This is a genomic window from Paenibacillus sp. FSL R5-0341, assembly GCF_037975235.1.
Classification (GTDB): Bacteria; Bacillota; Bacilli; order Paenibacillales; family Paenibacillaceae; genus Paenibacillus; species Paenibacillus amylolyticus_A.
Window position 1 is genome coordinate 1,370,199 of sequence record NZ_CP150241.1, and the last position, 25,514, is coordinate 1,395,712.

Annotated in this window: 24 protein-coding genes; all 24 read left to right on the forward strand. The window is 48.1% G+C overall.

Annotated elements, in window-relative coordinates:
• Positions 1-200 precede the first annotated feature (200 nt).
• Entirely contained in the window at positions 201-401 is a 201-nt protein-coding gene (locus tag MKX75_RS06035; protein ID WP_017690177.1) for a hypothetical protein, read from the forward strand.
• The gene (locus MKX75_RS06040) at positions 401-1,864 is read left to right on the forward strand and encodes a phage tail sheath subtilisin-like domain-containing protein (protein WP_339168885.1); all 1,464 of its coding nucleotides are present in this window, start codon (positions 401-403) and stop codon (positions 1,862-1,864) included. Before MKX75_RS06035 ends, MKX75_RS06040 begins: the two co-directional genes overlap by 1 nt.
• Before the next feature lie 223 nt (positions 1,865-2,087).
• The gene (locus MKX75_RS06045; RefSeq protein WP_036611426.1) at positions 2,088-2,495 is read left to right on the forward strand and encodes a phage tail tube protein; all 408 of its coding nucleotides are present in this window, start codon (positions 2,088-2,090) and stop codon (positions 2,493-2,495) included.
• 294 nt (positions 2,496-2,789) lie between these two features.
• Positions 2,790-3,224: a hypothetical protein gene (locus tag MKX75_RS06050; RefSeq protein ID WP_339168886.1), complete on the forward strand. Its 435-nt coding sequence runs from the start codon at positions 2,790-2,792 to the stop codon at positions 3,222-3,224.
• A 14-nt stretch (positions 3,225-3,238) separates the two neighbouring features.
• Positions 3,239-3,382 (forward strand): hypothetical protein, encoded by a 144-nt coding sequence (locus MKX75_RS06055; protein ID WP_162842432.1) that lies wholly within the window; start codon positions 3,239-3,241, stop codon positions 3,380-3,382.
• A 24-nt stretch (positions 3,383-3,406) separates the two neighbouring features.
• Entirely contained in the window at positions 3,407-5,152 is a 1,746-nt protein-coding gene (locus MKX75_RS06060) for a hypothetical protein (protein WP_339168887.1), read from the forward strand.
• Positions 5,153-5,208: 56 nt separating this feature from the next.
• Entirely contained in the window at positions 5,209-5,841 is a 633-nt protein-coding gene (locus MKX75_RS06065; RefSeq protein ID WP_339170369.1) for a LysM peptidoglycan-binding domain-containing protein, read from the forward strand.
• Positions 5,838-6,824: a phage portal protein gene (locus MKX75_RS06070; RefSeq protein WP_339168888.1), complete on the forward strand. Its 987-nt coding sequence runs from the start codon at positions 5,838-5,840 to the stop codon at positions 6,822-6,824. The genes MKX75_RS06065 and MKX75_RS06070 overlap by 4 nt, the downstream gene beginning before the upstream one ends.
• Positions 6,817-7,227: a hypothetical protein gene (locus MKX75_RS06075; protein ID WP_145320658.1), complete on the forward strand. Its 411-nt coding sequence runs from the start codon at positions 6,817-6,819 to the stop codon at positions 7,225-7,227. The genes MKX75_RS06070 and MKX75_RS06075 overlap by 8 nt, the downstream gene beginning before the upstream one ends.
• Positions 7,220-7,675, forward strand: coding sequence for a DUF2634 domain-containing protein (locus MKX75_RS06080; protein WP_339168889.1), 456 nt, complete (start codon positions 7,220-7,222; stop codon positions 7,673-7,675). Before MKX75_RS06075 ends, MKX75_RS06080 begins: the two co-directional genes overlap by 8 nt.
• Before the next feature lie 4 nt (positions 7,676-7,679).
• On the forward strand, positions 7,680-8,819 hold the full coding sequence (locus tag MKX75_RS06085) for a baseplate J/gp47 family protein (RefSeq protein ID WP_339168890.1): 1,140 nt from the start codon (positions 7,680-7,682) through the stop codon (positions 8,817-8,819).
• A 137-nt stretch (positions 8,820-8,956) separates the two neighbouring features.
• Positions 8,957-9,547, forward strand: a complete 591-nt coding sequence (locus MKX75_RS06090) for a YmfQ family protein (RefSeq protein ID WP_339168891.1) — start codon at positions 8,957-8,959, stop codon at positions 9,545-9,547.
• Positions 9,547-9,978, forward strand: a complete 432-nt coding sequence (locus MKX75_RS06095; RefSeq protein ID WP_339168892.1) for a pyocin knob domain-containing protein — start codon at positions 9,547-9,549, stop codon at positions 9,976-9,978. The genes MKX75_RS06090 and MKX75_RS06095 overlap by 1 nt, the downstream gene beginning before the upstream one ends.
• Entirely contained in the window at positions 9,979-10,287 is a 309-nt protein-coding gene (locus MKX75_RS06100; RefSeq protein ID WP_339168893.1) for a hypothetical protein, read from the forward strand.
• Positions 10,287-10,829: a hypothetical protein gene (locus MKX75_RS06105; protein WP_339168894.1), complete on the forward strand. Its 543-nt coding sequence runs from the start codon at positions 10,287-10,289 to the stop codon at positions 10,827-10,829. The genes MKX75_RS06100 and MKX75_RS06105 overlap by 1 nt, the downstream gene beginning before the upstream one ends.
• Before the next feature lie 703 nt (positions 10,830-11,532).
• Entirely contained in the window at positions 11,533-12,030 is a 498-nt protein-coding gene (locus MKX75_RS06110; protein WP_339168895.1) for a phage holin family protein, read from the forward strand.
• A 133-nt stretch (positions 12,031-12,163) separates the two neighbouring features.
• The gene (locus MKX75_RS06115) at positions 12,164-13,111 is read left to right on the forward strand and encodes a glycoside hydrolase family 25 protein (RefSeq protein ID WP_339168896.1); all 948 of its coding nucleotides are present in this window, start codon (positions 12,164-12,166) and stop codon (positions 13,109-13,111) included.
• A gap of 804 nt (positions 13,112-13,915) precedes the next feature.
• Positions 13,916-15,562: an ABC transporter substrate-binding protein gene (locus MKX75_RS06120; protein ID WP_339168897.1), complete on the forward strand. Its 1,647-nt coding sequence runs from the start codon at positions 13,916-13,918 to the stop codon at positions 15,560-15,562.
• A gap of 193 nt (positions 15,563-15,755) precedes the next feature.
• Positions 15,756-16,760, forward strand: a complete 1,005-nt coding sequence (locus MKX75_RS06125) for an ABC transporter permease (RefSeq protein ID WP_017690144.1) — start codon at positions 15,756-15,758, stop codon at positions 16,758-16,760.
• Between the two features lie 41 nt (positions 16,761-16,801).
• Entirely contained in the window at positions 16,802-17,701 is a 900-nt protein-coding gene (gene nikC / locus MKX75_RS06130; RefSeq protein WP_145146408.1) for a nickel transporter permease, read from the forward strand.
• 749 nt (positions 17,702-18,450) lie between these two features.
• Entirely contained in the window at positions 18,451-20,331 is a 1,881-nt protein-coding gene (gene htpG / locus MKX75_RS06135) for a molecular chaperone HtpG (RefSeq protein ID WP_339168898.1), read from the forward strand.
• 604 nt (positions 20,332-20,935) lie between these two features.
• Positions 20,936-22,351, forward strand: a complete 1,416-nt coding sequence (gene dgt / locus MKX75_RS06140) for a dGTP triphosphohydrolase (RefSeq protein WP_062833025.1) — start codon at positions 20,936-20,938, stop codon at positions 22,349-22,351.
• Positions 22,352-22,393: 42 nt separating this feature from the next.
• Positions 22,394-23,380 (forward strand): MsnO8 family LLM class oxidoreductase, encoded by a 987-nt coding sequence (locus MKX75_RS06145; RefSeq protein ID WP_339170370.1) that lies wholly within the window; start codon positions 22,394-22,396, stop codon positions 23,378-23,380.
• Between the two features lie 252 nt (positions 23,381-23,632).
• Positions 23,633-25,345 (forward strand): methyl-accepting chemotaxis protein, encoded by a 1,713-nt coding sequence (locus MKX75_RS06150; RefSeq protein WP_062833026.1) that lies wholly within the window; start codon positions 23,633-23,635, stop codon positions 25,343-25,345.
• Positions 25,346-25,514 lie beyond the last annotated feature (169 nt).

The following is a 25,514-nucleotide window of genomic DNA, read 5'->3' on the forward strand; positions in this document are numbered from 1 at the left end:
CCATCTTCTCGGTACTGAAAACCGATCTTTTTGAACATGCACTTTTAAGAGTGGTTCCAGATTATAGCTTTGAGTAGATTGATATAGCTTCAACATTGTAGCTTCAAACTCATAGGTTCACAGGATTGAAAATTCATAGATCAAGCTTAAAGATCAACGATTCACGAAATTAGTAGTCCAACAAATGAGGTGAGATGGCAATGGCAAGTTCAGTGAAAAAAAGCAAACAGACAGCCCCGCGGTATACACGGGCAGAACTAATGAATCATGCAGAAGCCCTCTTTGCCGTTAAGGCAGAGGTGCTGTACGGTGCGCTGTACGAAGCGGCGCAAGAGACGTTTTCCATTGAAGAAACGCAGGAACGAATTAACCAATTTATGAAAGCGAAGGTGAAGGGATAATGGCAGGTGGAACTTGGGAGCAAACAAATCGTCCGGTCCTTCCGGGCTTATATATGAATTTTCAGGCGGCAGCATCTTCGGCCATTCAAGCGGGTACGCGGGGAACGGTCGTTGTGCCAGTCAAGGCCAACTGGGGCCCGGTGGGGACTTTTGTTGAAGTAGGGAGCGAAGCGGCGATTGAACGTATTTATGCGGCGAATGTGCTGGATAACGGTACGGCCTATACATCCTTGAAACTCGCCCTGTTGGGTGGACCGAAGAAGCTGCTCGCTTATCGGGTAGCAAGTGCTGCGGCCAAAGCAGCTACGCTTACCTTGAAGGACAGCAGTGATGCCAATGTGCTGCAACTGGATGCAAAGTATCCGGGGGATCGTGCGAATGGGTTCTACGTCACCATCCAGCCGGGTGTGATTGATAATACGAAGCATGAAGTTCGCCTTTTTGAAGGTAACCGGATGTTGTATGCGCTCCTGACAGCGGATATTACAGCAGCTTCTCTGGCAAAAGAGATTAACGCGGATGAACGAAATGTCTGGGTAACGGCGCAGGCGATTGGCGATGGTACTGGCATGGTTGCTACCGTTGCGGGTGCGGCATTCAAAGGCGGCGTAAGTGGCAACGATGACCTGACCAATGCGGAGTACATTGCAGTACAGGGTGCGCTGGAAGGGGAGCAATTCGACGTTTTGGCTTTGGATCAGGCGGCAGATGCGCCTCTGCTTGCGAGTTTTGCGGCATGGGTGAAACGTGTGCGTAGTGAAGGTAAACCGGTGGTGGCCGTATTTGGCGGTTCCGCAGCGGACGACACCTCAGCTACAGCAGCACAAAAAGCAGCAGCACGTTCGCTTGCGCTGAACCATGAAGGTGTGATTAATGTCGGTACAGGCGTGCGCCTTGGAGATGCATTCTACAGCTCCGCGGAAACGTCCGCCTATGTTGCAGGTCTGATCGCCGGACAACGTCTGAACCAATCCACAACCTATGCAGCTACTCCGTTCGATGACGTGACACGTCGTTGGACGCGGGCAGAACAGGAGCAGGCGGTACAGAATGGTGTATTTATTTTCTTCCATGATGGACTTCAGGTGAAAGCACTTCGCGGTGTAAACACACTGGTAACGCCAGCCGCTGGACAGAATAATGCGTGGAAAAAAATCCGTTCCATTCGTGTGTTGGACGCCATTAACACGGATCTGCAACGTTCCGCGGAAGATACGTATATCGGTAAGGTAAACAATACTGAAGAGGGTCGTCAGGCGCTGATTAGTGCCATGAAGGCCTATTTGGCATTGCTCGCACAGAGCAATGTGATTGAAGCTGACGGTTATGATGTCATTCTTGACCCGGCGTATTATGGCACAGCACCAGTTCTCAAACCGGAGGCAGATCAGGTATTCCTACAATGGAATGTGAAGCTGACGGATGTGATGGAGCAGTTGTTTGGTACATTTTACGTGCAATAAGGTTTCTAGAATAATTACTATATGTTGAACTGATGGTTTACACGATAACGGAGAGGGCAGAAAAAATCTGAAGAAGCGAAGCGCTCGCCTTTATCACCGGATTTTCCCTTTATGAAAAGGAATCAAAAAAAATCTGGGGATAACAGCGATCGGAAGATTGTTCTGACTGCGGAGTTATACCGTGTAATATTTATTAGTTCAACCAACCCAAGGAGGAAAATATATGTTGGATGCATCAAGAGTAATTCTCGGTACCCATGGTCAGTTGCATATCGATGGTGTGTGGCAGACAAACATTAACAAGTTGGAAGCGAGTGTGGAGATTGAAAAGCGTGAGTTGAATCTGGTCGGTAACGACTGGAAGGTACACAAGAATGGTGCGAAAAAAGGAACAGGCACGATGACCGGCTACAAAGTCACTTCGGACATGATTCAGCGCGGCTTCACCAAATTCGAGATTATTTCCAAGCTAAACGACCCTGAATCGTATGGACATGAGAGTGTATTGTTGAGAGGCTGCATGGTGGACAAAATTCAGCTTGCCAACTGGACAGCGGGTGAGGAAGTACCAGAGGAAACAGGTTTTACGTTTGAAGGATTTGAATTGCTGAATCCGATTGTGGCGAACTAAAAAGGACTTTAATGGAGGCCGAGATGATCTCGGTCTCTTTGTTGTCTACTTAAAGCAAATTTAGTATCTGCACGGTAACGGAGAGGACAGAAATAACGTGAAGAAGCGGAGCGTTCGCCTAAAAGCTTTCTGAAAGAAAGCTGCATCGGAAGCATAGGCTATCGCCGGATTTTCCCTTGAAGAGGGGAATCAAAAAAATCTGGGGATAACAGCGATCGGAAGGTTATTCTGTCATCGGAGTGGCTAGTGTAGCATAATGATTGCCAAATGTGAACAAGAAGGAGATAACGACCAATGAGTATGATTGAAAATATGTCCGAAGAACAGATTTTGGATCAGTTGTTTGAAGCAGCAGAACGTTTGCCAGAGGAGAATGTACGCATTCAGCGTCTGGATCTGCTGTTGACCTTGCGTGGACTGACGTCTTCCAAAGTGGACCACATTCGCGAACGTTGCACGATTCGTAAAACGACCAAAGGCCGCACCGAGGAAAAGGTGGATACCGAAACATTTAACGCGCTGCTCATTTCTGAAGCAACGGTGAAATTGAAAGTCCGCAGCCTGGAACTCTCCGGCTGGGGAGATACCCGCATTACCGGCCGCATGAAGCTGTCTGGTGGAGAACAGGCGGTACGCCGCATGCTGCTGGCTGGTGAATTGGATGCCGTAGGTGATAAAGTGCTGGAGCTGTCCGGCTTTGGTGTGGAGATTGAAGACCTAAAAAACTGATTCACTCCGGCGGGATGACGACGTTCCTGTATCACATGTGGGTGCGTCATCATCTCCGGCCCGGAGAGTTCTGGTCTTTGCCACGCGGGGAGCGCTCACTGTTGATTGCGTTCTCGGAAGAGGAAATGGCAGCAATAACCTCGCAAATGAATCGATAAGGGAATAGGGTAGGAGGTGAAAAAATGGCAGAAATGATTGTAGGTTTATCCAAGTCCAATGCGGAAATGCGGACGACCCTTCGTTATCTGGATCAGATCCAGCGCTCGACGGAACGTCTGGGCAGAGTTCGTTATCAGAGTCTGATTAAGGTGAACAATGAACTGAGAACGACTGGACGCAGGTTAGAGCATATTTATAGTATGGCTGTGCGAATCAGCAGGCTGCGAATTACACCGACGATTGGGTTGATTGATAAGCTCAGTCCTGCACTGGATCGCGCATGGGCGAAACTGAATAGTTTCAGGGACCAGATGGTTACGGCTTCCGGAACAGTATCCCTTGAGGTTCGGCAGAAGATCGAAGTGGCGATGGGCAAAGGTGGGCCAACTGGTCCAACTATGGCTGTCGTGATTCAAAATAATAAAAATATCACTAACAATGCGAAAGAAGAAGATAGCTGGATTGATAAGGCTAACACTTGGATGGAATTTTTTAATAACCTCAATGATATTTTTGATAACATCATTGATAAAGTTGGTAAAATTATCAATTTGTTCAAAAAGAAAAAAGAAGAAAGTCCTGCATCAGATCCAACCAGAAGTCCAGCATCCAAATGCTGCTGTTGCACAGGTGGAAAGATGGGCAAAAACCGTAGAGTTCGTTCACCGAATGCAGATGGTGGTGGATCAGATCGTGGAAGACGAAATTACCGAAGCGGTAGAAGGTCTAGTAATCGTTCGAACCGGGGCCCATCACCAGTACCCAATCCTGTACCTGATACTCCAACTCCTCCGGCCGATCGCAACCGTAATAGGGGAGGCGGTAGAAGAATACGAGGAAGCGGTAGATTAGGATTTGCGGATGGTGGATTGGGATCTTTAACCGACATGCTGGCTGGTAATGGATTGATGGATAATTTAAGTAGTGGCTTTGCCAAAGGGGCAAAAAGGTTGCTTGGACCGATCAGCATGCTTGCTGATGTGGCAAATGTAGCGACAGCACCCCCGGAAGAGCGTGGCCGAGCGGTGGGTTCCATGATTGGCGGCACAGCTGGTACTGCGATTGGTAGCGCCATCGGTAGCGTTCTTTTGCCTGGCATCGGAACATGGGTTGGTGGTGCAGTAGGTGGTTGGGCCGGAAGTGCAGCAGGCGGCTGGATTGGAGACAAAGCGAAGGATATTGGAAACTTTATGTCTAGTGCTACCGAGGGTGTAGGGGATGCTTTGTCGGGTGCAGCCGATTATGTCTCTGAGAAAACAAAAAAAATCACCGATGGCATATCCGGCTTCTTTGGATTTGGTTCTAAAAAAGAAGAAAAGACGGTCTCGGCAGCAACGGTGGCTGCACCGTCTCCAGTTGCAACAGGCCCGCAGATGGCACCTGCCTATATGCCACCGGCACTGACCATGACAGGCCCAACGGCTTATATGAACAGCAAAGTCGGTCAGCCTACATCTGCTGGATTCATGGGAACAAGCATGATGCAGAGCCAAGCGATGGCGCTTGGTAACGGTGCGCAGACGAATGGGAAATCGTCCACGATGACGGTACAGATATCTGAAGAACAGATGAGCAGTCTGTCCGGTTACCTTAAGGATTTCAAAACGGAAACGACGAACCAGATTGCGATAAATATTCCACCAGGTGCGGTGCAGGTGACTGTGCGCGAAAATGCGATTGATTATGACGCAGTTTCTCACCAGGTGGGGCAACGGATCTCTAACGAGTTCCGCCGTGCGATGCAAAATCGCAAAACAATTATGGCCTAAGCAGAAAGGAGGCCGCAGATATGTCAGTACTTGAAGATAAAGTTGGTCCTAACAAAATGTCATTTACGTTGAAGGACGGCAACACTCCATTTCAATTCCCAGTGAACCCTGAAGAAGTTAATATTTCCAGGTCTAAGGGATATGAAACGGTCAATATGTTGGAGCATGGCGAGTTTGATTTTGCACAAGGGGAGAAGATGAAGGAGATCACCTTCTCTTCTTTTTTTCCCAAAAGATTTGATCCGTCCTATTGCATGAATGAAAAATCTTTTCTAGATCCACGTGTGGCGATGAATTTGCTGAACACCTTTCTGATCTCCAAAAAGCCGCTGCGTTTCATCATTTCAGAGACGGGCGTGAACGTGCCTGTTTTTATTGTTTCGCTTAATTCGAGCTTTCGTGGAGGGGAGACAGGGGATATTTATTTCGACCTGACCCTGCGCACATGGCGGGATTCCAAGGTGGAGAAGGTGGGCTCTGCGGCATCCGGGAGCAAGTCAGGTTCGCGTACCGATTTGAAAAAAACCAGCAAGACCTACACTGTCAAATCTGGTGACTCCCTGTCCAAAATTGCAAAGCTGGAGCTGGGTAGCAGTTCCAAATGGAACGAGATCTACAAGCTCAACGCAAAGATCATCGGGAGTGATCCGAACCGGATCAAGCCCGGGCAAAAGCTGGTGATGCCATGACCTACAAGGTCATTGTCGACGACAAATATGACATCACCAAGCTGGTGGAGACGATTACGCTGAAGGACTCGCTGGACCAGATTGCGTATCAGGCCAACATCCGGCTGGCGGTGTCTGCGTCTTCTGGTCTGCCTTCGATCTCACCGGGTATGGCGGTGAGGATTAGCGGGGTTCCTTTTGGCGAAAAATCCATGGTTCACTTGTTGCATCCTGCGGTCATCTGGGAGGTGGAAAGCTCGAACAGCGGCACCAAGCGGCTGTCTCTCACGGTGTACGACCGGATGATTTATCTGGAAAAATCGGAGGATGAGTTCCTGTTGCCGAAGGATCAGACTGCTACGCAGCGACTCAAAACCTACGCCAAAGAGTGGAAGATTCCATACGCTACATTGCCGGAAACCAAGACAAAGCTGGGAAAAGCCGTGTATCGGTCACAGACGATCTTCTCGATGATGTTTGCCGATCTGAAGGAAACGGCGAAGTCCGGCGGGGAGATGTATCATCCACGGATGACACCCGGCGGGTTACAGCTCTTTCAGGTCGGAAGTAATGCAAAGGTGTATGAGCTTGATCGACTAATTGATCTGACCCAGATGCGTACGCTCGAAGGGGCGGTTACCAAAGTCAAAGTGATGGCAGCGTCGGAGTCTACCAGTGGTAAAGAAGTTCCTTCCAAAGTGCTCGCAATTGAGCAGGATGGTGTGGAAGAACTGGGCACATTGCAAAAGCTGATTGAAGACGATCAGGTGAAATCGACAACTGCGGCGAAAAAACTGGCGAAAAGTCATCTGACGGGTATTCAGGAGACCTTTACGATATCCGCACCGGATGTGAATACGATCCGCGCCGGGGACGCGGTGTTGTTAAAAGGGCTGAAGCTAATCGTCATGTCGGTCAGCCGTGATCTGTCAGCCGGACCTGGAACGATGACGTTGGAGCTTGGGACTGCTGAGCTGGTGAAAAGGAGGTATTACCTTGAATAAAGATGATCCGTATGGGCATTTTGCCGACGTCATGCGGGGTGCGATGAGTACACATTCCCGTCAGGCCGTGAGCGGTCTGGGAGCAGTACTGGGTACGATGACCTCATCCGGCGTGAAGCTGGATGATTTCAAGCACGAAGTGCAGGATTATCTCGTGGCCGAGTTACCGGGCACGCTTGGACTGCCGGAGCGCGAGGCTGCTGGCGCGATTTCCGGTATACCTGACGTGGCAAACGGCGGAACGACGGGCACGGGACGGTTTCTTTTGCAAGAAGAGGAAGTGGAAGAAGCGGTGTGGTCTCTTGGTAAAGGATTAAAAGCGGGAGATCGCGTACTGGCGATGCGGGTGAATGGCGGCAACGACATTGTGGTGTTGTGTAAGGTGGTGAGTGCGCATGCCTAGTTTGTTCCCGGAAACGGGTGTGGTCTGGGGAGATGAGGAGGATCTGTCGGGGGCGGATTCGGAAGAGGCACGCTTTGGACGGAGCTGGCGATTTGATTACGATGCAGGGGATTTTGTATTGACCCCAAGTGGTAAAGTCGCTGCGGCTGGTGGGCATGAAGCCTGGGTGCAATGGTGCATCAAGGCAGTGAAAACGCCACGGTACAGACATGTGATTTACTCCCGGAACTATGGTTCGGAGCTGGAGGATCTGGTAGGGCAGGGTGATAGCCGGGGTGTGATGGAAAGTGAGATTACCCGGATGGTGACGGAGACGTTGCTGGCTGATCCACGGACGGATTCGGTAGACCAGTTCACGTTTGATTGGAATCGGGAGCAGTGTATGTTCTCGTGCCGGGTGGCGAGTGTGCAGGAAGAGATGTTTATTCTGGAAAGTGAGGTGATCTGACGGGATGGCTGAGATTCCGCGTTATTTGGAGGACCAGACGGAGGAACAGATTATGCAGCGCATGCTGGATCGTCTGCCCGCGGATCTGGATAAGTCGGAGGGTTCGTTCTTGTGGGATGCGGAGGCTCCGGTTGCGTTTATGCTGTCTGAAGCGGCTTTATGGGCGCAAGAATTATTGCGGCGGGGGTTTGCAAGTACGGCTACGAGCAGTGATCCAAATTTTCGTTCGGAAGAGCTGGATCTACGGGCAGGAGAGCACGGCATCACACGGCGAGCTGCGGTGGCAGCACAAGGTGCAGTGAGGTTCATGGGTACGCCGGGGAAAGTGGTGCCTGCGGGAACGGTCGTAGCTACGCTCGCGGATGAAGTGTCTGCTGAAGCTTCGCTCGAATATGAGACAGTGGGACGATTGGAACTGGATGCTGAGGGCTCCGGGATGGTAGGTGTGCGAGCGCTTGTTGCCGGAAAAGAAAGCAATGTGCCTGCTGGCACGGTAACTGTGCTGTCTACACCTGTAAGTGGCGTGACCTCTGTCACGAACGTTGATGTGATCAAAGGCGGTGCAGATATTGAGGCAGACACGGCGTTGTTGGAACGTTTTTATGCCAAAGTCCGCAATCAAGGAACGAGCGGCAACAAATCGCAATATGTGCAATGGGCCAGTGAAGTACCAGGTGTTGGTGCAACGCGTGTCATTCCGTTATGGCAGGGTCCGGGCACGGTGGGATTGTATCTGCTGGACACGGACAAACGCGCTGCGGGCATCGATCTGGTGGCGGCGGTACAGAAGTACGTTGACCCCACGCAGGATGGACAGGGTGAAGGCGTTGCACCGGCGGGGCCAGTGGTGTCCGTGATGCCAGCCGTGGAAGTGTCGATGAATATTCAGGTGAAGCTGACTCTTGCTAGTGATGCGACATTGGCCGATGTACGGGCATTAATCGAACGCGGGGTGACCGCGTATCTGAAACAGTTGGCTTTTGCCGATCCACTCGTTCGTTACACCCGCATTGCCGCGATTCTGCTGGATATTCCGCCGATTATCGATTATTCGGAGCTTACCGTGAATGGTGTAAGCGACCAGAATATTGAGATGACCGCGAACCAGGTGGCCGTGTTGGGGACGGTGGATGTTCATGAGTAACATTGGGCAGATGGTGGACGAGGAAGTAGTTTTGGAGTGCGGAGACCAAGGAAGATTGGGAGAAATACGCCGATCTGGGTTGGATATGGTGAGCGAAACGCTCCCTGTTGATGTGAAAGGAAGGGAGGGGACAGGGCATGAGTGCTCCTTCTATTGTAGATGTTGGACTGACGAGTGAGAAAGGGCGGGAGCTGTTCTCGTATTTGCCAAGGTATTATGAGACTTCACGAGTGATGCAGGCCGATATGCAGGCCAAAGGCAGTGAAATGGATCTGCTGTACAAGGCACTGGATGAGACGCTGGAGCAGTTTTTTGTCCGCACGGCGACGTGGGGGTTGGATTTCTGGGAGCAGGAGCTTGGCATTGAGACCGATCGTCTCAAACCTGTGGAACAAAGGCGTGCCGTGGTGGAGTCGAAGCTGCGTGGTGCCGGAAAGTTTTCGGGGAGACAAGTTGTGAATGTGGCTGAGGCATATGCCGGGGGAAAAGTGGATGTAACGTTTCAGCCGGAATTGTGGAGTTTTACGGTGAGCTTTGTGGATACGATGGGCACCCCGCCTAATATCGACGATCTTAAACGTGCGATTGAAGAGTTGAAGCCGGCCCATATGGCCGTGGAATATGAGTATCGCTATCTGATCTGGGACGACCTGGACAAGAAGCAGAAAACTTGGGATGAACTGGATTCCGCGTCACTGACGTGGAATGAATTGGAGGTGTGGGCGTAATGCCACAGGAAACAGATCGACTGAAATTACCTCTTCCCTTGGGGAACGAAAGAGTGACCCGGGATAGTATTAATATGATTTTCGAAAAGATTGATGCTGGTGTTGCAACGCAAGCGGATTTGGATGCTAAACCGTGGCAAAAATATGCACTTACTCAAGATACAGGGTTATCTAAAAGGCTCAGTATTGGTATAAACTTGGATGAATTAATCGATCCTGGTCAATACACCTGCGACTCATCAATAAATGGACCTATTGGTCTAAGTGCAGGTTACATCGAGGTTATAGGCAATGCATTTAGCAGCGATTTTATGATGCAAAGAGTAACTGATGTATTGACAGGATCAGTATATGTCAGAGTTATGCGATTGATGATTTGGGAATCTTGGGTATTACAAACACCAGAAGAAAACCTATGGGGGGCGTTATAGATGGCGGTAGTAACAAAGAGATTATTTAAAGCAGTGTCCTCGGTTACTCTGGGTAGCTATTACAGCGTTCCTGTTAATGCGACAACTATGGTCAAGGCAGTTACTTTGTGTAACATAACAAGTGCCGCAGTAACTTTTAGGTTGAGATTCGGAGGATCATACGTTATTTTTGATCATCAAATAAATGCAAATGACACAGTGACTATACCTTTCTTAGATCAGATATTGACAAGTGGAGAATCAATCGAAATGAGTTGTTCGGCAAATAACGCTATCAGTGTATACATCAGCGGTAAAGAGGTGACGTAATGCCAGGGATAGATATTTACTCATTGGGTAATTACAGGTTGGATGGTGCGGTATCAGCATCGATCCAAGATGTAACTCCAGCAATAGACAACGTATTAACCTCTATATCTCGTTTACAGACGGGAATTGCGTATACGATCGCAACATTTCCAGCAGGAACTAAACTAATATCTATAAACCCTACAATTGTATCTGCAAAAATGGGGTACAAAATAAATACAGAGGGTCCAGCGTCTATTTATTTGGCTTTAGTTGATGCTGCGAGTGTAGTGTGGCAACTTGCACCGAAAACAACCAACTTGACAGGCGTTTCGCTGATGTCGGTGCGAATTGCAAACCCATCAACAGAAAGCATGTATTTCATTGGTGATAGACAGGTAGGAATCACCACTACACCTTGGACACCTATTGTTTACGCCAAACCAACAGCGTTTAACATGGACACTGCTATGTCTTTGTGTGTGTATGTAGATTCAAATAATTCTCCATCTGCGTCTAACCTTTACGTCGATGTTAAAAATTTCCGGATTGTAGCGCTGTAAAGGGCCGTGCATGCTTTGATCAGATGTGGCACGTCTGAAATGGAGGTGAAGATAGGATGCAAACAGGTGAGGATCATTTATGATCAAGACGGGGAGATTGTATTCTCATTTGTGCAAGGTGACGGATCGCCGCGAAATGAGATCACGAAATTAGAATAAGTTGACCTGAAATATGATGAGATCGACTATAATATTTATCGAATTGTGAAGATCAATCCTGAAACAAAACTCCCCGTGATCGAAAGGATTTTTGCTGAACTAACTCCGGAAGAACATATCAAAGAATTGGAAGATCAAGTTGTGTGTCAGCCAATGAGAATACAGGAGGGATTTTGTAATGGTGAACGATGTAGTTGTGCGTATTGCGGCAGAGAGAATTCTGAATAAAGGACTATCCTAAGACTGGACAGGTGTACTTGCTTGATGGCATCACCGATGCTGATTATCGGCAAGCAGTCGAGGACTACATTTTAGAGATTTAACATGCGTACCCAAGTGGTGTGCTATTCTCATATCCTCTGGATTCAGTGGACTTTTCATATTTAAGGGGGCGGAGCCCTGTTCAGATGAGGGAATTTTAACCGGAAAAATCTTGACATATCAGGAGCATACTTACCTGCTGGCACGATGGAAATGACGAGTTCGATGATTATAGATGTAAGCTGATATGGCATACATCTATAAAACCAAAGGAGGTGAAATTATGGAAAGATGGGACACCCTATGGAAATGGGGAATTGCGCTCATGAGCAGCTCAGTAACCTACTTCTTCGGTGGATGGTCAGGCGTGCTCGGCGTACTACTCGTGTTCGTCATCCTCGACTACCTAACTGGTATCGCGGCGGCGGGCATGAGTGGCAAGCTAGAAAGTAATGTCGGCATGTTCGGCATTGCACGAAAGGTATTTATATTTGCAATGGTATCGGTGGCTCATCTGGTGGACGGTGTTCTGGGAGACGGACATTTGTTCAGGGATGCGGTCGCCTTTTTTTATATCGCAAATGAGTTGTTGTCCATCATTGAAAATGGGGGCAAGTTGGGCGCTCCAATCCCGCCAGTGATTCGGCAAGCCATTGAAGTGCTCAAGGGCAAAGGGGGAACCGGGGAACTTCCCGGGAACTTCTCCCCGAGTGCCAAAGACTCTTTTTCACAGGCAGATCCGGATGACAAAGATTCACAGACTGAAAATAGTAAGAAGTAATGCGATTATAGCAAGCTAGCACGTGAAACTACACATAACTCAATACATCAGGGACACGCACACAAGCAACCCCTGATCCAAATGCATTAACTATATACAAACGGCAATTTGCCGCATAAAGGGTGTGAGAAACATGCAAACGAGAAGTTCAGGCAACACACAGGGCATTGACGTCTCCCGATACCAGGGCAATATTGACTGGGCGAAGGTGAAGGCAAGTGGCATGACATTTGTATTCATCAAGGCAACTGAGGGACAGACATATACCGATCCGAATTATCAGAAAAATGTAACAGGCGCACTGGCGGCAGGCATGCTGGTGGGTACGTACCACTTCTTCCGGGCGACATCGACCGATGGTGCCAAGGCAGAAGCGGTACATTATGCCAATACACTTAACAAAGTGGGAGGCGCCAAAGCGCTACAACTGCCACCCGTGATGGACTACGAGAACAACCCTGGCAACCTGAGCAAAGCGCAGATGAATACAGTTGCCAAAGCTTTTTTAACCGAATTACAACGTCTGACAGGTGTAAAACCGATCATATACACGGGCAATTCATTTGCCGGGAATTTTGACACATCACTCAGCTCATATGATCTGTGGATCGCGCGTTACAGCAACACCCGTGTACCGGATGACCAGCCGGCATGGAAGCATTGGACGTTCTGGCAGTATACGGATTCAGGCAAGGTGAATGGCATTAGCGGCAACGTGGATATGAATGAATTCGAGGGAACAGCGGCACAGCTCAGAGCAAGATACGCAGCAGCCACTCCGAAACCACCGGAGCCATCCAATCCGACGAATCCAAGTAATCCGAATCCACCAACCGTACCACCGAAAGGGGGCGAACCGATGACAGCCGAAGAGAAAGCAGCGTTTGATGCGCTCAAATCCCAGGTCGACAAACTGCAGGCGCGTCAGCAAATGGAAGTTCCAGTATGGGCAAAAGCAGCTGTGGATGCAGCACTGGCATATGACACCAAAAATCCATTGTTCAGCATCGATAATGGGGCGAGTTATGATTTTTACCGTTTTATTACCGTGATGCATCGCAGAGGTTTGTTTAAAAAGTGAGCTGATTCTTGGCAAATGACAGGTTGATTTTATCTCAATGTGGATGGAATGGAGAAGGGACATGGGACGCTTTTTGTCGAACTGTGTTCCTTTTTTGTATTTTGTGTAAGTAATACTAACGCATATAATAAAGTTGAAGACTTATGTCTGTAAATCCCTTGTCTAATTGATTAATGTGATGTAAAGTAAGTTACACGAAATTGTTTTTCACTACGGTTTATGTACATAATCCTCCTCATCATGACAAAAACATAACATACGAAGTTATTGTAATGTCTCCCTGTTGTACAATCCAACATCTCAAGATGACTCGCTCATACGTTTTACACATCCAATCTGCAAGAGAAAGCCACCGTATTAAACAACTTACACGATTCATCAAACAACCTAGCCTATGTTGAGTTTCTTTCATCCGTAATTTCCATCTACCAACTTAAATTTGCTCTTTCCAGTCCATACCCATTCGCTGTTGCTTATTGACCTAAGTTCAAATAAAACGCAACAATCCCATAGATTCATTTCAGAAGATTCGTTTTTGAACCTTTTTCATTTTCTATAAAAGTAATCAACCGACGTCCCTAATCCATTGCACGATCTGATATTTATCTGTATTCCATACGTATCCCATGCTGTTTTTGAATTTCATATACATGCCGTACTTTTCCCAGAACTTTAATTCAGGTATCGCAGGCATCTAAAGCCTTTTATATGATACATAGCACCAAACCGATTGCCAACATTGGAGATCTTTCATGCCAGCATCACACACATTATGAGACAGGGAAGGGTGTTGTACGTATGCGAATGAGAAAAAAATGGATGTCCGGTGTTCTGACGATGGCCTTGAGTACCGTATTGGTGTTGTCCGGTTGCTCCAGTAACGAGAGTGGAGAGGCTACGCCTGCTCCGGCGGAAGGAACCGACCCTCCAACCGAAACGGTAGCACAGGATACGATGATTATGGGGCGTGGTGGGGATTCCGTAGCACTCGACCCGGCAATTGTAACCGATGGGGAGTCGCTGAAGATTGGACATCAGGTGTTTGATTCGTTGCTGGACTACAAGGAAGGTGGAACAGAGGTCGTTCCTGGACTAGCTGAGAGCTGGGAAATTTCGGCGGATGGGCTCAAGTATGTGTTTAAGCTGAAGTCCGGTGTGAAATTCCATGATGGAACTGACTTCAACGCGGAGGCTGTTGTGTTCAACTTCAACCGCTGGGGCGATCCGGCGAGTGAATATAAATTTGAAGGAGATTCCTTCGACTATTACGATTCCATGTTTGGTCCAGAGGACGGACGTGTGATCAAGGAAGTGAAGGCGACGGACAAGACTACGGTGGAGTTCACATTGAACCAGCCACAAGCGCCTTTCCTGCAAAATATTGCGATGACGCCATTCGGCATTGCCAGCCCAACCGCGATTCAGGAGAAAAAAGAAAACTTCAAGAGCGAGCCTGTGGGCACCGGCCCATTTGTATTCAAAGAGTGGAAGCGTAACGACTCCATCACCCTGGAGAAAAACGTGGATTACTGGAAAGAAGGACTGCCGAAGCTGAACAAAGTGATCGTGCGTTCGATTCCGGATAACACCGCTCGCTTCAATGCCCTGCAAAACGGCGAGATTGATGTTATGGAAGACCTGAACCCGGACGATCTGTCCATCCTTGAAGGCAACAGCGAGTTGCAGAAGATCGAGCGTCCACCGTTCAACGTGGCGTATATCGGCTTTAACTTTAAGAAGAAACCCTTTGATAATGTCAAAGTCAGACAAGCCCTCAATCATGCGGTGAACAAGCAGGCCCTTATTGATGCGTTCTTTGCGGGACAAGCTGAGCCTGCTGTTAACCCGATGCCGCCAACGCTGTGGGGGTACAACGATACTATTGAGGATTACCCATATGATCTGGAAAAAGCAAAAGCTTTACTAGCCGAGGCTGGCTTCCCTGACGGATTGCCTGAACCGGTAACTTTCTATGCGATGCCGGTATCCCGTCCGTACATGCCTGATGGCAAGAAGGTGGCGGAAGCAATCCAGGCTGATTTTGAGAAAATTGGTGTGACCACGAACATTGAATCCCCAGAATGGGCGACGTATCTGGATGATGCCAAAGCCGGGGAAAAAGACGATATCTACATGCTCGGCTGGACGGGTGATAACGGTGACCCGGATAACTTCCTCTACACGTTGCTGGACAAAGACGCCATTCCGGGCAACAACCGCAGCTTCTATGTTAACGAAGAGTTGCATGTGTTGCTGACGGATGCGCAGAAAGAAACAGATCAGGAGAAACGTGCCGAACTGTACAAACAAGCGCAGGTGATTATCAAGGAAGACGCACCGTGGATTCCACTTGTGCACACTACGCCAATTCTGGCGGGTAAATCGAACCTGAAAGGTTTCGTACCATCCCCGCTGGGCAGCGAATCTTATGCTGGTGCTTACTTCGAATAACGCAGAGGTAAACTGAATTTCTATCTCTATCTCTATCTGAATATGCATCTAACGTATCAACCATTCTTTCTATCAAAGCGCTGGTGAGACGCAATGCTTGGCAGAACCCACATCCGGACGTAACTATCCAAAGCATGCGCGTCTGCCGGCGCTTTTTATTTTTGCACGATATGTCGAAGGCAGGTGAACAGGATTGAACAGCTATATTGTCAAACGTGTGCTTGTGTTGCTGCCCGTGCTGCTGGGTATGACTCTGATCGTCTTTTCCATCATCCACGCCATTCCGGGTGACCCGGCTGAGACCATACTTGGGCAAAAGGCAACCGAACAATCCAAGCAGGCCCTTCGTGACCAGCTCGGTCTGGATAAACCCTGGTTTCAGCAATATTTCGCCTACTTGGGCGATTTACTCAAAGGTGACCTGGGAACATCCATCCGTACCAAGGTGCCTATTGCCCAGGAAATTGTGCCTTATCTGACAGCAACCCTTGAATTAACGATGGCAAGTATGTTGTTTGCTGTCATTATTGGGGTGAATGCCGGGATTGTCAGTGCATGGAAGCATAACTCTTGGTTTGATTATTGCTGTATGGTCATTGCTTTGGTGGGGGTATCGATGCCGATCTTTTGGCTCGGTCTGATGGAACAATGGCTGTTTGCGAACAAGTTGCAGTGGCTGCCGTCCATTGGACGAATGAATGCACGTGATCCGGTGGAAGCCATTACGGGCTTGTACGTGCTGGATACGATGATTGCCGGACAATGGAATCAGTTGTGGACCGTAACGAAACATTTGATTCTGCCAAGTGTTGCACTGGGTACGATTCCGATGGCCGTTATTGCCCGGATGACCCGTTCCAGCATGCTGGAAGTGATGAGTTCCGATTACATTCGTACAGCGAAGGCGAAGGGACTGGGTCCGTTTTTTGTCGTATATGGACATGCGCTCAAAAATGCATTTATTCCCGTGCTTACGGTTATCGGTATCCAGACCGGATCGTTGCTCGGGGGTGCAGTGTTGACCGAAACGATCTTTGCCTGGCCGGGCGTGGGACGCTATATATATGAAGCGATTAGTTCGCGGGACTATCCAGTGATCCAGAGTGGCATTCTGATCGTGGCATTCTTTTTCGTGGTGATTAACCTGATTGTGGACCTGCTCTACGCCGTGTTTGATCCTCGAATTAGTTATAAATAGGGCATTCATCATTCAATCATATCCAGGAAAGGAGACGCCGTATGGCCAAATTATCGACCAATACTGGACCATCCATTGAAGCTGCAACAGCGAGCACAGCCGGTCCGTGGCGGGAAGCGTGGAGAACGTTCCGGAAAAATCGGCTTGCGCTTGCAGGCCTGATCATTATCGTGTTTTTTATTCTGTTGGCCTTCCTCGCGCCATACATCGCACCTTACGATTATAAGGAGCAGGTACTGGTGGATCGGCTCCAGGCCCCTTCGGCAGAGCATTGGTTTGGTACCGATGATCTGGGGCGTGATGTATTTTCCAGAGTGCTTCATGGAGCGCGTATTTCACTGTGGGTGGGCTTCTTTTCCGTCATTGGTTCCATTATTGCGGGTACGTTGCTTGGTCTGATTGCCGGATTTTATGGAAAATGGGCGGACATGCTCATTTCGCGTTTATTTGATATTTTGCTCGCATTTCCCGGGATTTTGCTAGCCATCGCCATTGTGGCGATATTGGGCCCGTCGTTGCAAAATGCACTGCTCGCCATCGCCATCGTGAACATCCCGACCTACGGAAGATTGGTGCGTTCACGGGTACTCAGCTTGAGACAGGAGGAATTCATTACGTCGGCACGGACACTTGGAGCTGGCAACGGGCGAATCTTGTTTCGTCATATCTTGCCCAACAGCCTCACTCCGCTGATTGTGCAGGGTACACTCGGAATTGGGACGGCGATCATCGAGGCCGCTGCACTTGGATTTCTGGGCATGGGCGCGCAACCACCCGACCCGGAATGGGGTAAAATGCTGTCGGACTCCCGTCAGTTTATACAAAAAGCACCGTGGACACTAATCTTCCCCGGCGTTTCCATTATGTTGACCGTGCTCGGCTTCAACTTAATGGGCGATGGACTGCGCGATACCCTTGATCCGAAAATGGCGAAAAAGTAGAAGGCTCTGACTTCTGCTCCAACTCTAACTCTAACCGTAAATGTCTTTCCCCATGCCGGTTCGAACTTTGGTTCGAGTCGGCTTTTGTTTTACTAGCGTGATTACGTTAAAATATGGAGACATGTTCCAAAACGAAAAGGTTATTCGATCTTTTTGTTAAAATAACCGCCTTCGTATTGACACCCAATTTTCCCATATGTTATATAAAAGGAAGGGTTTAGCACTCCGATCATTAGAGTGCTAACAGATGATGTTTTTACTACACGACTACATATGGAATGATTCTGTTTTTGATAATAGATAAAGTTCACCTTGGGATATGACATGCGCGTGAAGTGGCTAGAAAAGTTTTTCTGAAATCGAAATGTATCTTCTGCTCATGGAGTTTCCCATTTGAAAATGTCTCAGCATCATTAAGTTATTTGTCGGAACACCTCGGTAGTGAAGGGGACGGAATCGATTCTGTAGAAGCGAAGCGTTCGCCTTTATTCCCGAATTTCTCCCTTTTTAGAGGGAATCAAAGAAATTTGGGAATAACAGCGATCAAAAGAACGATCCGTAACCGGAACGGCCATTAGAGAACGACAATAACTGAAGTGCTGAGTTTGAGAAGGGAATCCCATAATTAGCGGAACAAGCGATTTGAATGTTTTTTAGCATTGTAGCGTTTTGCATGAAAGACTCAAGGATGTACTTTCTATTTTCAATCAAATCATTCGATATCCAATTTGAAAGGAGTCCAACCACTCATGGCTAAAAAAGAATTCCAGGCAGAATCCAAACGTTTGCTGGATATGATGATCAACTCCATTTACACCCAAAGAGAAATCTTTTTGAGAGAATTGATCTCCAACTCCAGTGACGCCATTGATAAAATTTATTACAGAGCACTGACGGACGATGCGCTCGTTTTCAACAAAGAGGACTACTTCATCAAGCTCACGATCGACAAAGAAAACCGCACGCTCACACTGACGGATACCGGAATCGGGATGACGCAGGAAGAGCTGGAGAACAACCTGGGGGTTATCGCGAAGAGTGGTTCCCTGGCGTTCAAGAAAGAAAATGAAGCAAAAGACGGCCACAACATCATCGGACAATTCGGGGTTGGTTTCTACTCGGCATTTATGGTGGCAGACAAGCTGACCGTAACAAGTAAAACGCTGGGCAGCGACGAGGCTTGGAAATGGGAGTCCGAAGGCGCGGATGGTTACACGATCACACCAGCTGAGAAAGATTCCGTAGGTACAGAGATCGTCCTGACGATCAAAGAAAATACCGAAGAAGATTCGTATGACGAATTTTTGGAAGAGTACCGCCTGAGATCCATCATCAAGAAATACTCCGACTTCATTCGCTACCCAATCAAGATGGATGTAACGGGTCAACGTCCAAAAGAGGGCACGGAGAATGAGTTCGAGGAATACCAAGAAGAACAAACCGTGAACAGCATGGTGCCGATCTGGCGTAAAAATAAAAGTGAACTGACCGAAGAAGACTATACGAACTTTTATATGGAAAAACGCTACGGTTTTGACAAACCGCTCAAACACCTGCACATCAGCGCAGATGGCGCAGTAGTATACAATGCGATCCTGTTCATCCCAGAGAACACGCCGTTTGACTACTATACCAAAGAGTATGAAAAAGGCCTTGAACTCTACTCCAACGGTGTATTGATCATGGATAAATGCGGAGATCTGTTGCCAGACTACTTCGGATTTGTCAAAGGTATGGTGGATTCCGAAGATCTGTCCCTGAACATCTCCCGTGAGATGTTGCAACATGACCGTCAGCTTAGCCTGATCGCGAAGAACATCAAGAACAAAATCAAGAGTCAACTGCAAAGCCTGTTGAAGGACGAGCGTGAGAACTACGAGAAGTTCTATCAAGCGTTTGGCCGTCAATTGAAATATGGCGTATACAGCGACTATGGTGTGAACAAGGATACCTTGCAGGATCTGCTGTTGTTCACGTCTTCCAAAGAGAGCAAACTCGTGAGCCTGGACGAATACGTCTCCAGAATGCCGGAAGATCAGAAGTACATCTACTATGCATCCGGTGAGTCCATTAGCCGTATTGAGAAGCTGCCACAGATCGAAGGTGTTCTTGAGAAAGGGTACGAAGTATTGTACTTTACCGATGACATCGACGAGTTCGCAATCAAGATGATTACGAACTACAAGGAGAAAGAATTCAAATCCATCTCCAGTGGTGACCTGGGTATCGAAGATAACGCGGACAAAGAAGAAACGGACGCTCAGGACAATGACAACAAAGAGTTGTTTGAAGCGATGCAAGCTCAATTGGCAGGTAAAGTCAAAGCGGTTAAAGCTTCCAAGCGTCTCAGAAGCCACCCGGTATGCTTGTCCACTGAAGGTGAGCTGACGATTGAAATGGAGAAAATCCTGAAAGCTATGCCGAACAGCGAAAATGTACAGGCTGATAAAGTGTTGGAGATCAACGTAAATCACGATGTCTTCAAATCGTTGAAAGACGCTTTCGCGCAGGACCAGGAAAAGCTGAACCTCTACACTAGCCTCCTGTACCACCAGGCATTACTGATCGAGGGATTGCCAATTCAAGATCCAGTAGAGTTCACCAACGATATCTGTAAGGTTATGGTGTAACATCTTTGCACCCACTATCTCCACCCCGACAGGGCATTTCCGTCCTGTCGGTTTTTTTTGTTTTTACCCACAACGGGGAGGGCGCGGGGGAGGCAGACTATTATTGAAGTGATGGATGAACATTTTAATGGGATTTTTTAGCCTTTCAAAGTTTTGAAGAATTCCCCCTTTATAAGGATGTAATGTCATTTAAATTGGGAGTGAATCAAACAGCAAAAGTAGTGAAGGGGACGGAATCGATTCTGCAGAAGTGAAGCGTTCGCCTTTGTCTCCAGGTTTTTCCCTTAGTAGAGGGAATTCAGAAAACCTGGAGACAACAGCGATCATAAGAACGATCCGTAACCGTAACGGTCACCCTGGCAGAGTAAGTACTTATGGTTGTTCTGCCATGGGAGCGAGCATATGTGAAATAGTGAGTTCAATATGATTCATTATCATTTAGATGCACGGATGATAGTCTGGCAGGGTATAATAAGAGAAGATGACTGTTCATCACAAGATGATGTAAGAAGAGATGACAATCACAGACAGGTTTTACTTTTCGAAACCACAGATGTTGTGTATAATCACTCAAAATAGAGACAGTCGGCTAGGAGTGATCCCCATGCAATGGAACGATCTGAGAGAACATAGACAATATCCCGAATTAACCAAATTGGATGGATCTCGTGCGGCGTACGAACGGGACTATTCCAGACTCATTCATTCACCGACCTTTCGTCGGTTACAGGGCAAGTCGCAGGTGTTTGGCGCAGGAACGGGCGATTATTATCGTACTCGCTTGACCCATTCCCTGGAGGTGGCACAGATTGCACGAGAGGCTGCCCGAAGTCTGATTCGTCGATTTCCCGAGGTGGACTGGGATCGGGCGGATAACCCGGGTCTTATTATTGATTCAGAAGTGGTGGAGTGCGCTGCAATCGCACATGACTTCGGTCATCCGCCTTTTGGACATAAAGGTGAAGAAGTATTGGACGGCATTCTGGATGACCTCATTAACACCGAGGCTAAGAAAATTATGAAGAAAAGCCGCGGGGCCAAAGTTCCCAAGGTGGAGTCCGAGGTGCGTGCCGAGCTTAAACGGAAATATGAGCATTTTGAAGGCAATGCGCACAACTTCCGCCTCATTATGCACTTGGAGAAACGTGAAGATATCGACGGGCTGAACCTGTCTGATGCAGTATTGCTGGGAATTAATAAATATCCCTACCCTGGGACCGAGAGCAAGAAAGGCATGTATCATCATGAGTGGCAATATATTCGTGAGATCCGTGATCGCTGGAACGTGCCGGCAGGCAAGAAGACGCTGGAAGCACAGCTGATGGACCTTTGCGACGATATCGCGTACTCCTCGCATGACCTGGAGGATGGCATCAAAGCAGGCAAAATTGAAGTTCATGAGCATTTCCTGCAAGATCCGCATGTGAATCGATTGATTGTGGATAAGATTACGACGCTGGAGGATCTGTTCTGGAACGGGTGGACTCGAGAAGCCATTGGGCAAAAGGTAGAAGATGTCCTCGCTTCGTTCCTGCGCATCTGGAATGAGAAGATGCCGTTCTGCGAGCATGATTACTCGCGTACCCGCCGTGAGGTGAAAGCCTACTGGGTGAGCTTTTTTGTAGGCAGTCTGGGCGTTATTGACGACGGTGACTGGAAGAAGGTAACCTTTGTCCGTGAAGGGGCTGAAGACCTCGACATGCTGCGTACGGTGAGTGTGCTCAAAAGCTTTGCATGGGTGACCATGATTCGTGATCTGCGTGTCCAGCGGTTGCAGAAGCGTAGTGAATGGATGATTAAGCGGTTATGGGATGCATTCCTTGATCCGGAAACGTCCAAATCCATTATTCCATCTGACTGGCTGCAACGGTATGAGAAGGATCAAGCCAAAGCCCAGCCGATCTGGACTTGGGAACACATGGTGATCGATTATATTGCAGGAATGACGGATGCATTTGCCGAGAAAATATACAATGAACTCTACGGTCTGAAGGTGGGTTCCATCTACGATCTGGATTAGAGTTAACCAAGATAAAGGGAGATGAGACGCTTGGCTACGAGAATGAGTGAGACGTTCAGTCTGGGCGTACTTGACCTTGTTCCAAGGTTAAATGATGCCACAGCGGAACAGGCGCTTCAACAATCGGTGACACTTGCGCAACATGCTGAGGCGTGGGGATACGCCCGATACTGGACGTCAGAGCATCACGATATGGCTGAACTCGCATCAGCTTCTCCCGAAGTGCTTCTGTCCCACATCGGAGCAAGGACAACAACGATTCGACTTGGCTCCGGTGCGGTCCTGTTGCCGCATTACAGCCCGCTCAAGGTGGCGGAATCGTTCCGTCTGCTTGCTGCGCTCTACCCGGGGCGTGTTGAGCTGGGGCTCGGACGTGCTCCTGGCGGTGGACCTCATGCGACGATGGCACTCAGTGGCAATTACTTGCAACATGTGTCCAAGCTGCCTGAATCGCTCGCAGCACTGACGGAACTGCTCGAAGACCGCTACATGTACGAGGATCATCCCGTGACGGCGCGTCCGATTCCCAAGCTTCCGTTATCGCTTTGGATGTTGGGGACAAATGTGAAGAGCGCAGAGTTTGCTGCACAGTTTGGCATGGGATATGTCTTTGGTCAATTCATGAGTGATACCGATGGTACAGAGGCTGTAAAGCGGTACCGTGAAGGGTTCATACCCAGTGCAACCATGAAGGAGCCGGAGGTTATGGTGGCTGTTAGTGTATTGTGTGCCGAGTCAGAGACGGATGCTTTGGCTTGGAGTCGTGACATGGCGGAGAGACGCAGGGCGGATGGAAAAGAACGTTCACCTGAGCAGAATTCCGATACGGTCTCGGCCTCGAACACGAATGATACAGGCGTTGATGACCATAACGAAGCGGTTCGACACTACGCAGGTACACCTGAGCAGGTATGGATTCAATTACAACAAGTGAGCCGTAGACTGGATACGGAACGTATGCTGCTGGTTACGGCTGGGCCCGATTACGAGCGAAGATTGGATTCTTACCGATTGTTGGCTGAAGCATGAATCCGAACAAACTGAAGAGCTGCAGATCGGGAATTTGCCGTATGCTGCAGCTTTTTTTTGGACGTTGTTAAAATTCAACAATCTTTTACAAAATAAAGCATCTCTCTAACAAAATAATGTTATAATACTTTACGTCTATTTTCCTATCGATATAATATAGATAAGTGCTTTTGACAAGAGGTCAAAAGAAGGGAAAAACAATGACAAAACACCTGAATTCGGGATGGCCGAAGAGGTCAAGGGGGAAATCATATGTTCAGCAGATTCAAGATCAAGAGTATCGGTCTGCGTATCAGCATCGCGTTCTACTTGTTAATCCTCTGTTTAATTGTTTTGAGTGTCACGATTGTCACCCGGATGAATTCTATTGAATCCAACACCAACGAAATTACGAACAATTGGATGCCATCAATCCAGCAAATTAACCGGTTAAACTATACCACAGAGCATGTCCTGTCACTAAGTTATCGTCACTTTGACGCGGATGAATCGGACAAGGCATTCTTGTCAGAAGAGCGTACCAAGTATATTCGTGAAACGACGCAGGCGATTAAAATCTATGATCAGCAGGAGAAGTCTCCGGATGAACTCGAACACTGGACTGCGTTTAAGAATAAATGGGAAGCATATCTCAAGATTAATACGCAATCGATCAAGCTGAGTGATGAGGGGCAGACACAGCTGGCGAAAGAAGTATCGGAAAAAGGTGCTGATTCCTTTGACGCGATGCAAGTCGATCTGGATTATCTTGTGGAATACAATCAGGAACAGTCCAATCTTGCTGCCGCTCAAACGATCAGATCTGTGCAGGATGGCAGATTGTTCATCATTTTTGGAGTTCTCATCATGATTGTTATTACAGCGATCAGTATTCCGATTATTCGTTCACAGGTCGTAAAACCGCTGCTACGTGTCATTAGTGCGGTGAAACTGATTGCAGAAGGCCAATTGAATGTTCAGGACATACATACCAAACATGAGGATGAAGTCGGTGTTCTGGCCAAAGCGGTGAATGACATGAAAGGTAACCTGACTTCCATGGTGCTGAGCGTCAGACGAATTGCGGAAGCTGTCAATCGACAGAGCGGTGAACTGGCAATCTCTTCGGAAGAGGTTAAGATTGGTAGTCAGCAAATTGCTGTGACAATGGAAGAGTCAGCCAAGGCGGCGGAAAGCCAGGCAGAGACGGCCGTGGAATCCGCACGTACGGTTGAAGCTTTGAATGATCACATCCAGAAGCATACGGAACAAGGCAGCCAGCTGCGTGCCATGTCCGATCGTGTACTGGAGCAAGGGCTGAATGGTCGCAAGGCGATGGAACAGTCGGTGCAGCAGATGCAACAGATTTCCGGTTCGGTCTCGGCTTCCATGAGCAAGATGGAACGGTTAAATCGTAAAAATGAAGATATTTCTAAGCTGGTTCAGGTCATTCACGACATTGCACGCCAAACCAACCTGCTTGCATTGAATGCCTCCATTGAGGCAGCACGTGCAGGAGAGAGTGGACGCGGATTCGCCGTAGTGGCATCAGAAGTACGGAAGTTATCTGAGGCTGTGCAGACTTCAGTGGAAGAGATTACGGCGATTACCGAGGATATTCAACAGGATTCACAAGGGGTAGTTGCAGAATTGCGCACGGGCGTTCAGGAGACCGAACTGGGTCAGGAACATGTACTTGCTTCGGGTCAACTGTTCCGTACAATTAATGAATCGGTGGAAGGAATGGTTGGTGTTATCGGCACCATGACGGATGGTCTCGCAGGCATGCAGGAAGCAAGCGGACGCATGAATGATTTCAGTCAGCAGATTTCCGCTGTTTCGGAACAATCGGCAGCCAGTGTGGAAGAAGTTTCGGCATCGGCAGAAGAGCAGGTTAGTTCCATGGAAACGATTAGCGGCAATATTCAAAGTCTGAAAGAATTGTCTGAAGATCTGCTTACATCCATTGAAAAATTAAAAATATAACCTTCTTCTTATAATAGAAGAAACTGGACTCACACAGGCGACGATTTGTGGAAATTCAGCACGATTTTGAGCCTGTTGCCTGTAACGTAAGCTGACAAAACGAGTCGATTTCTATAGTTCTAATCTCAAATAAAATAAGGTGTTCCCGAATAATGGGAATGCCTTATTT

Coding starts and splice junctions, on each gene's coding strand:
- MKX75_RS06150 (WP_062833026.1), top strand. CDS start 23,633: ATGTTCAGCAGATTCAAGATCAAGAGTATCGGTCTGCGTATCAGCATC.
- MKX75_RS06100 (WP_339168893.1), top strand. CDS start 9,979: ATGGCGGTAGTAACAAAGAGATTATTTAAAGCAGTGTCCTCGGTTACT.
- nikC (WP_145146408.1), top strand. CDS start 16,802: ATGGCCAAATTATCGACCAATACTGGACCATCCATTGAAGCTGCAACA.
- MKX75_RS06065 (WP_339170369.1), top strand. CDS start 5,209: ATGTCATTTACGTTGAAGGACGGCAACACTCCATTTCAATTCCCAGTG.
- MKX75_RS06145 (WP_339170370.1), top strand. CDS start 22,394: ATGAGTGAGACGTTCAGTCTGGGCGTACTTGACCTTGTTCCAAGGTTA.
- MKX75_RS06060 (WP_339168887.1), top strand. CDS start 3,407: ATGGCAGAAATGATTGTAGGTTTATCCAAGTCCAATGCGGAAATGCGG.
- MKX75_RS06110 (WP_339168895.1), top strand. CDS start 11,533: ATGGAAAGATGGGACACCCTATGGAAATGGGGAATTGCGCTCATGAGC.
- MKX75_RS06070 (WP_339168888.1), top strand. CDS start 5,838: ATGACCTACAAGGTCATTGTCGACGACAAATATGACATCACCAAGCTG.
- dgt (WP_062833025.1), top strand. CDS start 20,936: ATGCAATGGAACGATCTGAGAGAACATAGACAATATCCCGAATTAACC.
- MKX75_RS06050 (WP_339168886.1), top strand. CDS start 2,790: ATGAGTATGATTGAAAATATGTCCGAAGAACAGATTTTGGATCAGTTG.
- MKX75_RS06035 (WP_017690177.1), top strand. CDS start 201: ATGGCAAGTTCAGTGAAAAAAAGCAAACAGACAGCCCCGCGGTATACA.
- MKX75_RS06120 (WP_339168897.1), top strand. CDS start 13,916: ATGAGAAAAAAATGGATGTCCGGTGTTCTGACGATGGCCTTGAGTACC.
- MKX75_RS06090 (WP_339168891.1), top strand. CDS start 8,957: ATGAGTGCTCCTTCTATTGTAGATGTTGGACTGACGAGTGAGAAAGGG.
- MKX75_RS06040 (WP_339168885.1), top strand. CDS start 401: ATGGCAGGTGGAACTTGGGAGCAAACAAATCGTCCGGTCCTTCCGGGC.
- MKX75_RS06055 (WP_162842432.1), top strand. CDS start 3,239: ATGACGACGTTCCTGTATCACATGTGGGTGCGTCATCATCTCCGGCCC.
- MKX75_RS06080 (WP_339168889.1), top strand. CDS start 7,220: ATGCCTAGTTTGTTCCCGGAAACGGGTGTGGTCTGGGGAGATGAGGAG.
- MKX75_RS06085 (WP_339168890.1), top strand. CDS start 7,680: ATGGCTGAGATTCCGCGTTATTTGGAGGACCAGACGGAGGAACAGATT.
- htpG (WP_339168898.1), top strand. CDS start 18,451: ATGGCTAAAAAAGAATTCCAGGCAGAATCCAAACGTTTGCTGGATATG.
- MKX75_RS06045 (WP_036611426.1), top strand. CDS start 2,088: ATGTTGGATGCATCAAGAGTAATTCTCGGTACCCATGGTCAGTTGCAT.
- MKX75_RS06105 (WP_339168894.1), top strand. CDS start 10,287: ATGCCAGGGATAGATATTTACTCATTGGGTAATTACAGGTTGGATGGT.
- MKX75_RS06115 (WP_339168896.1), top strand. CDS start 12,164: ATGCAAACGAGAAGTTCAGGCAACACACAGGGCATTGACGTCTCCCGA.
- MKX75_RS06095 (WP_339168892.1), top strand. CDS start 9,547: ATGCCACAGGAAACAGATCGACTGAAATTACCTCTTCCCTTGGGGAAC.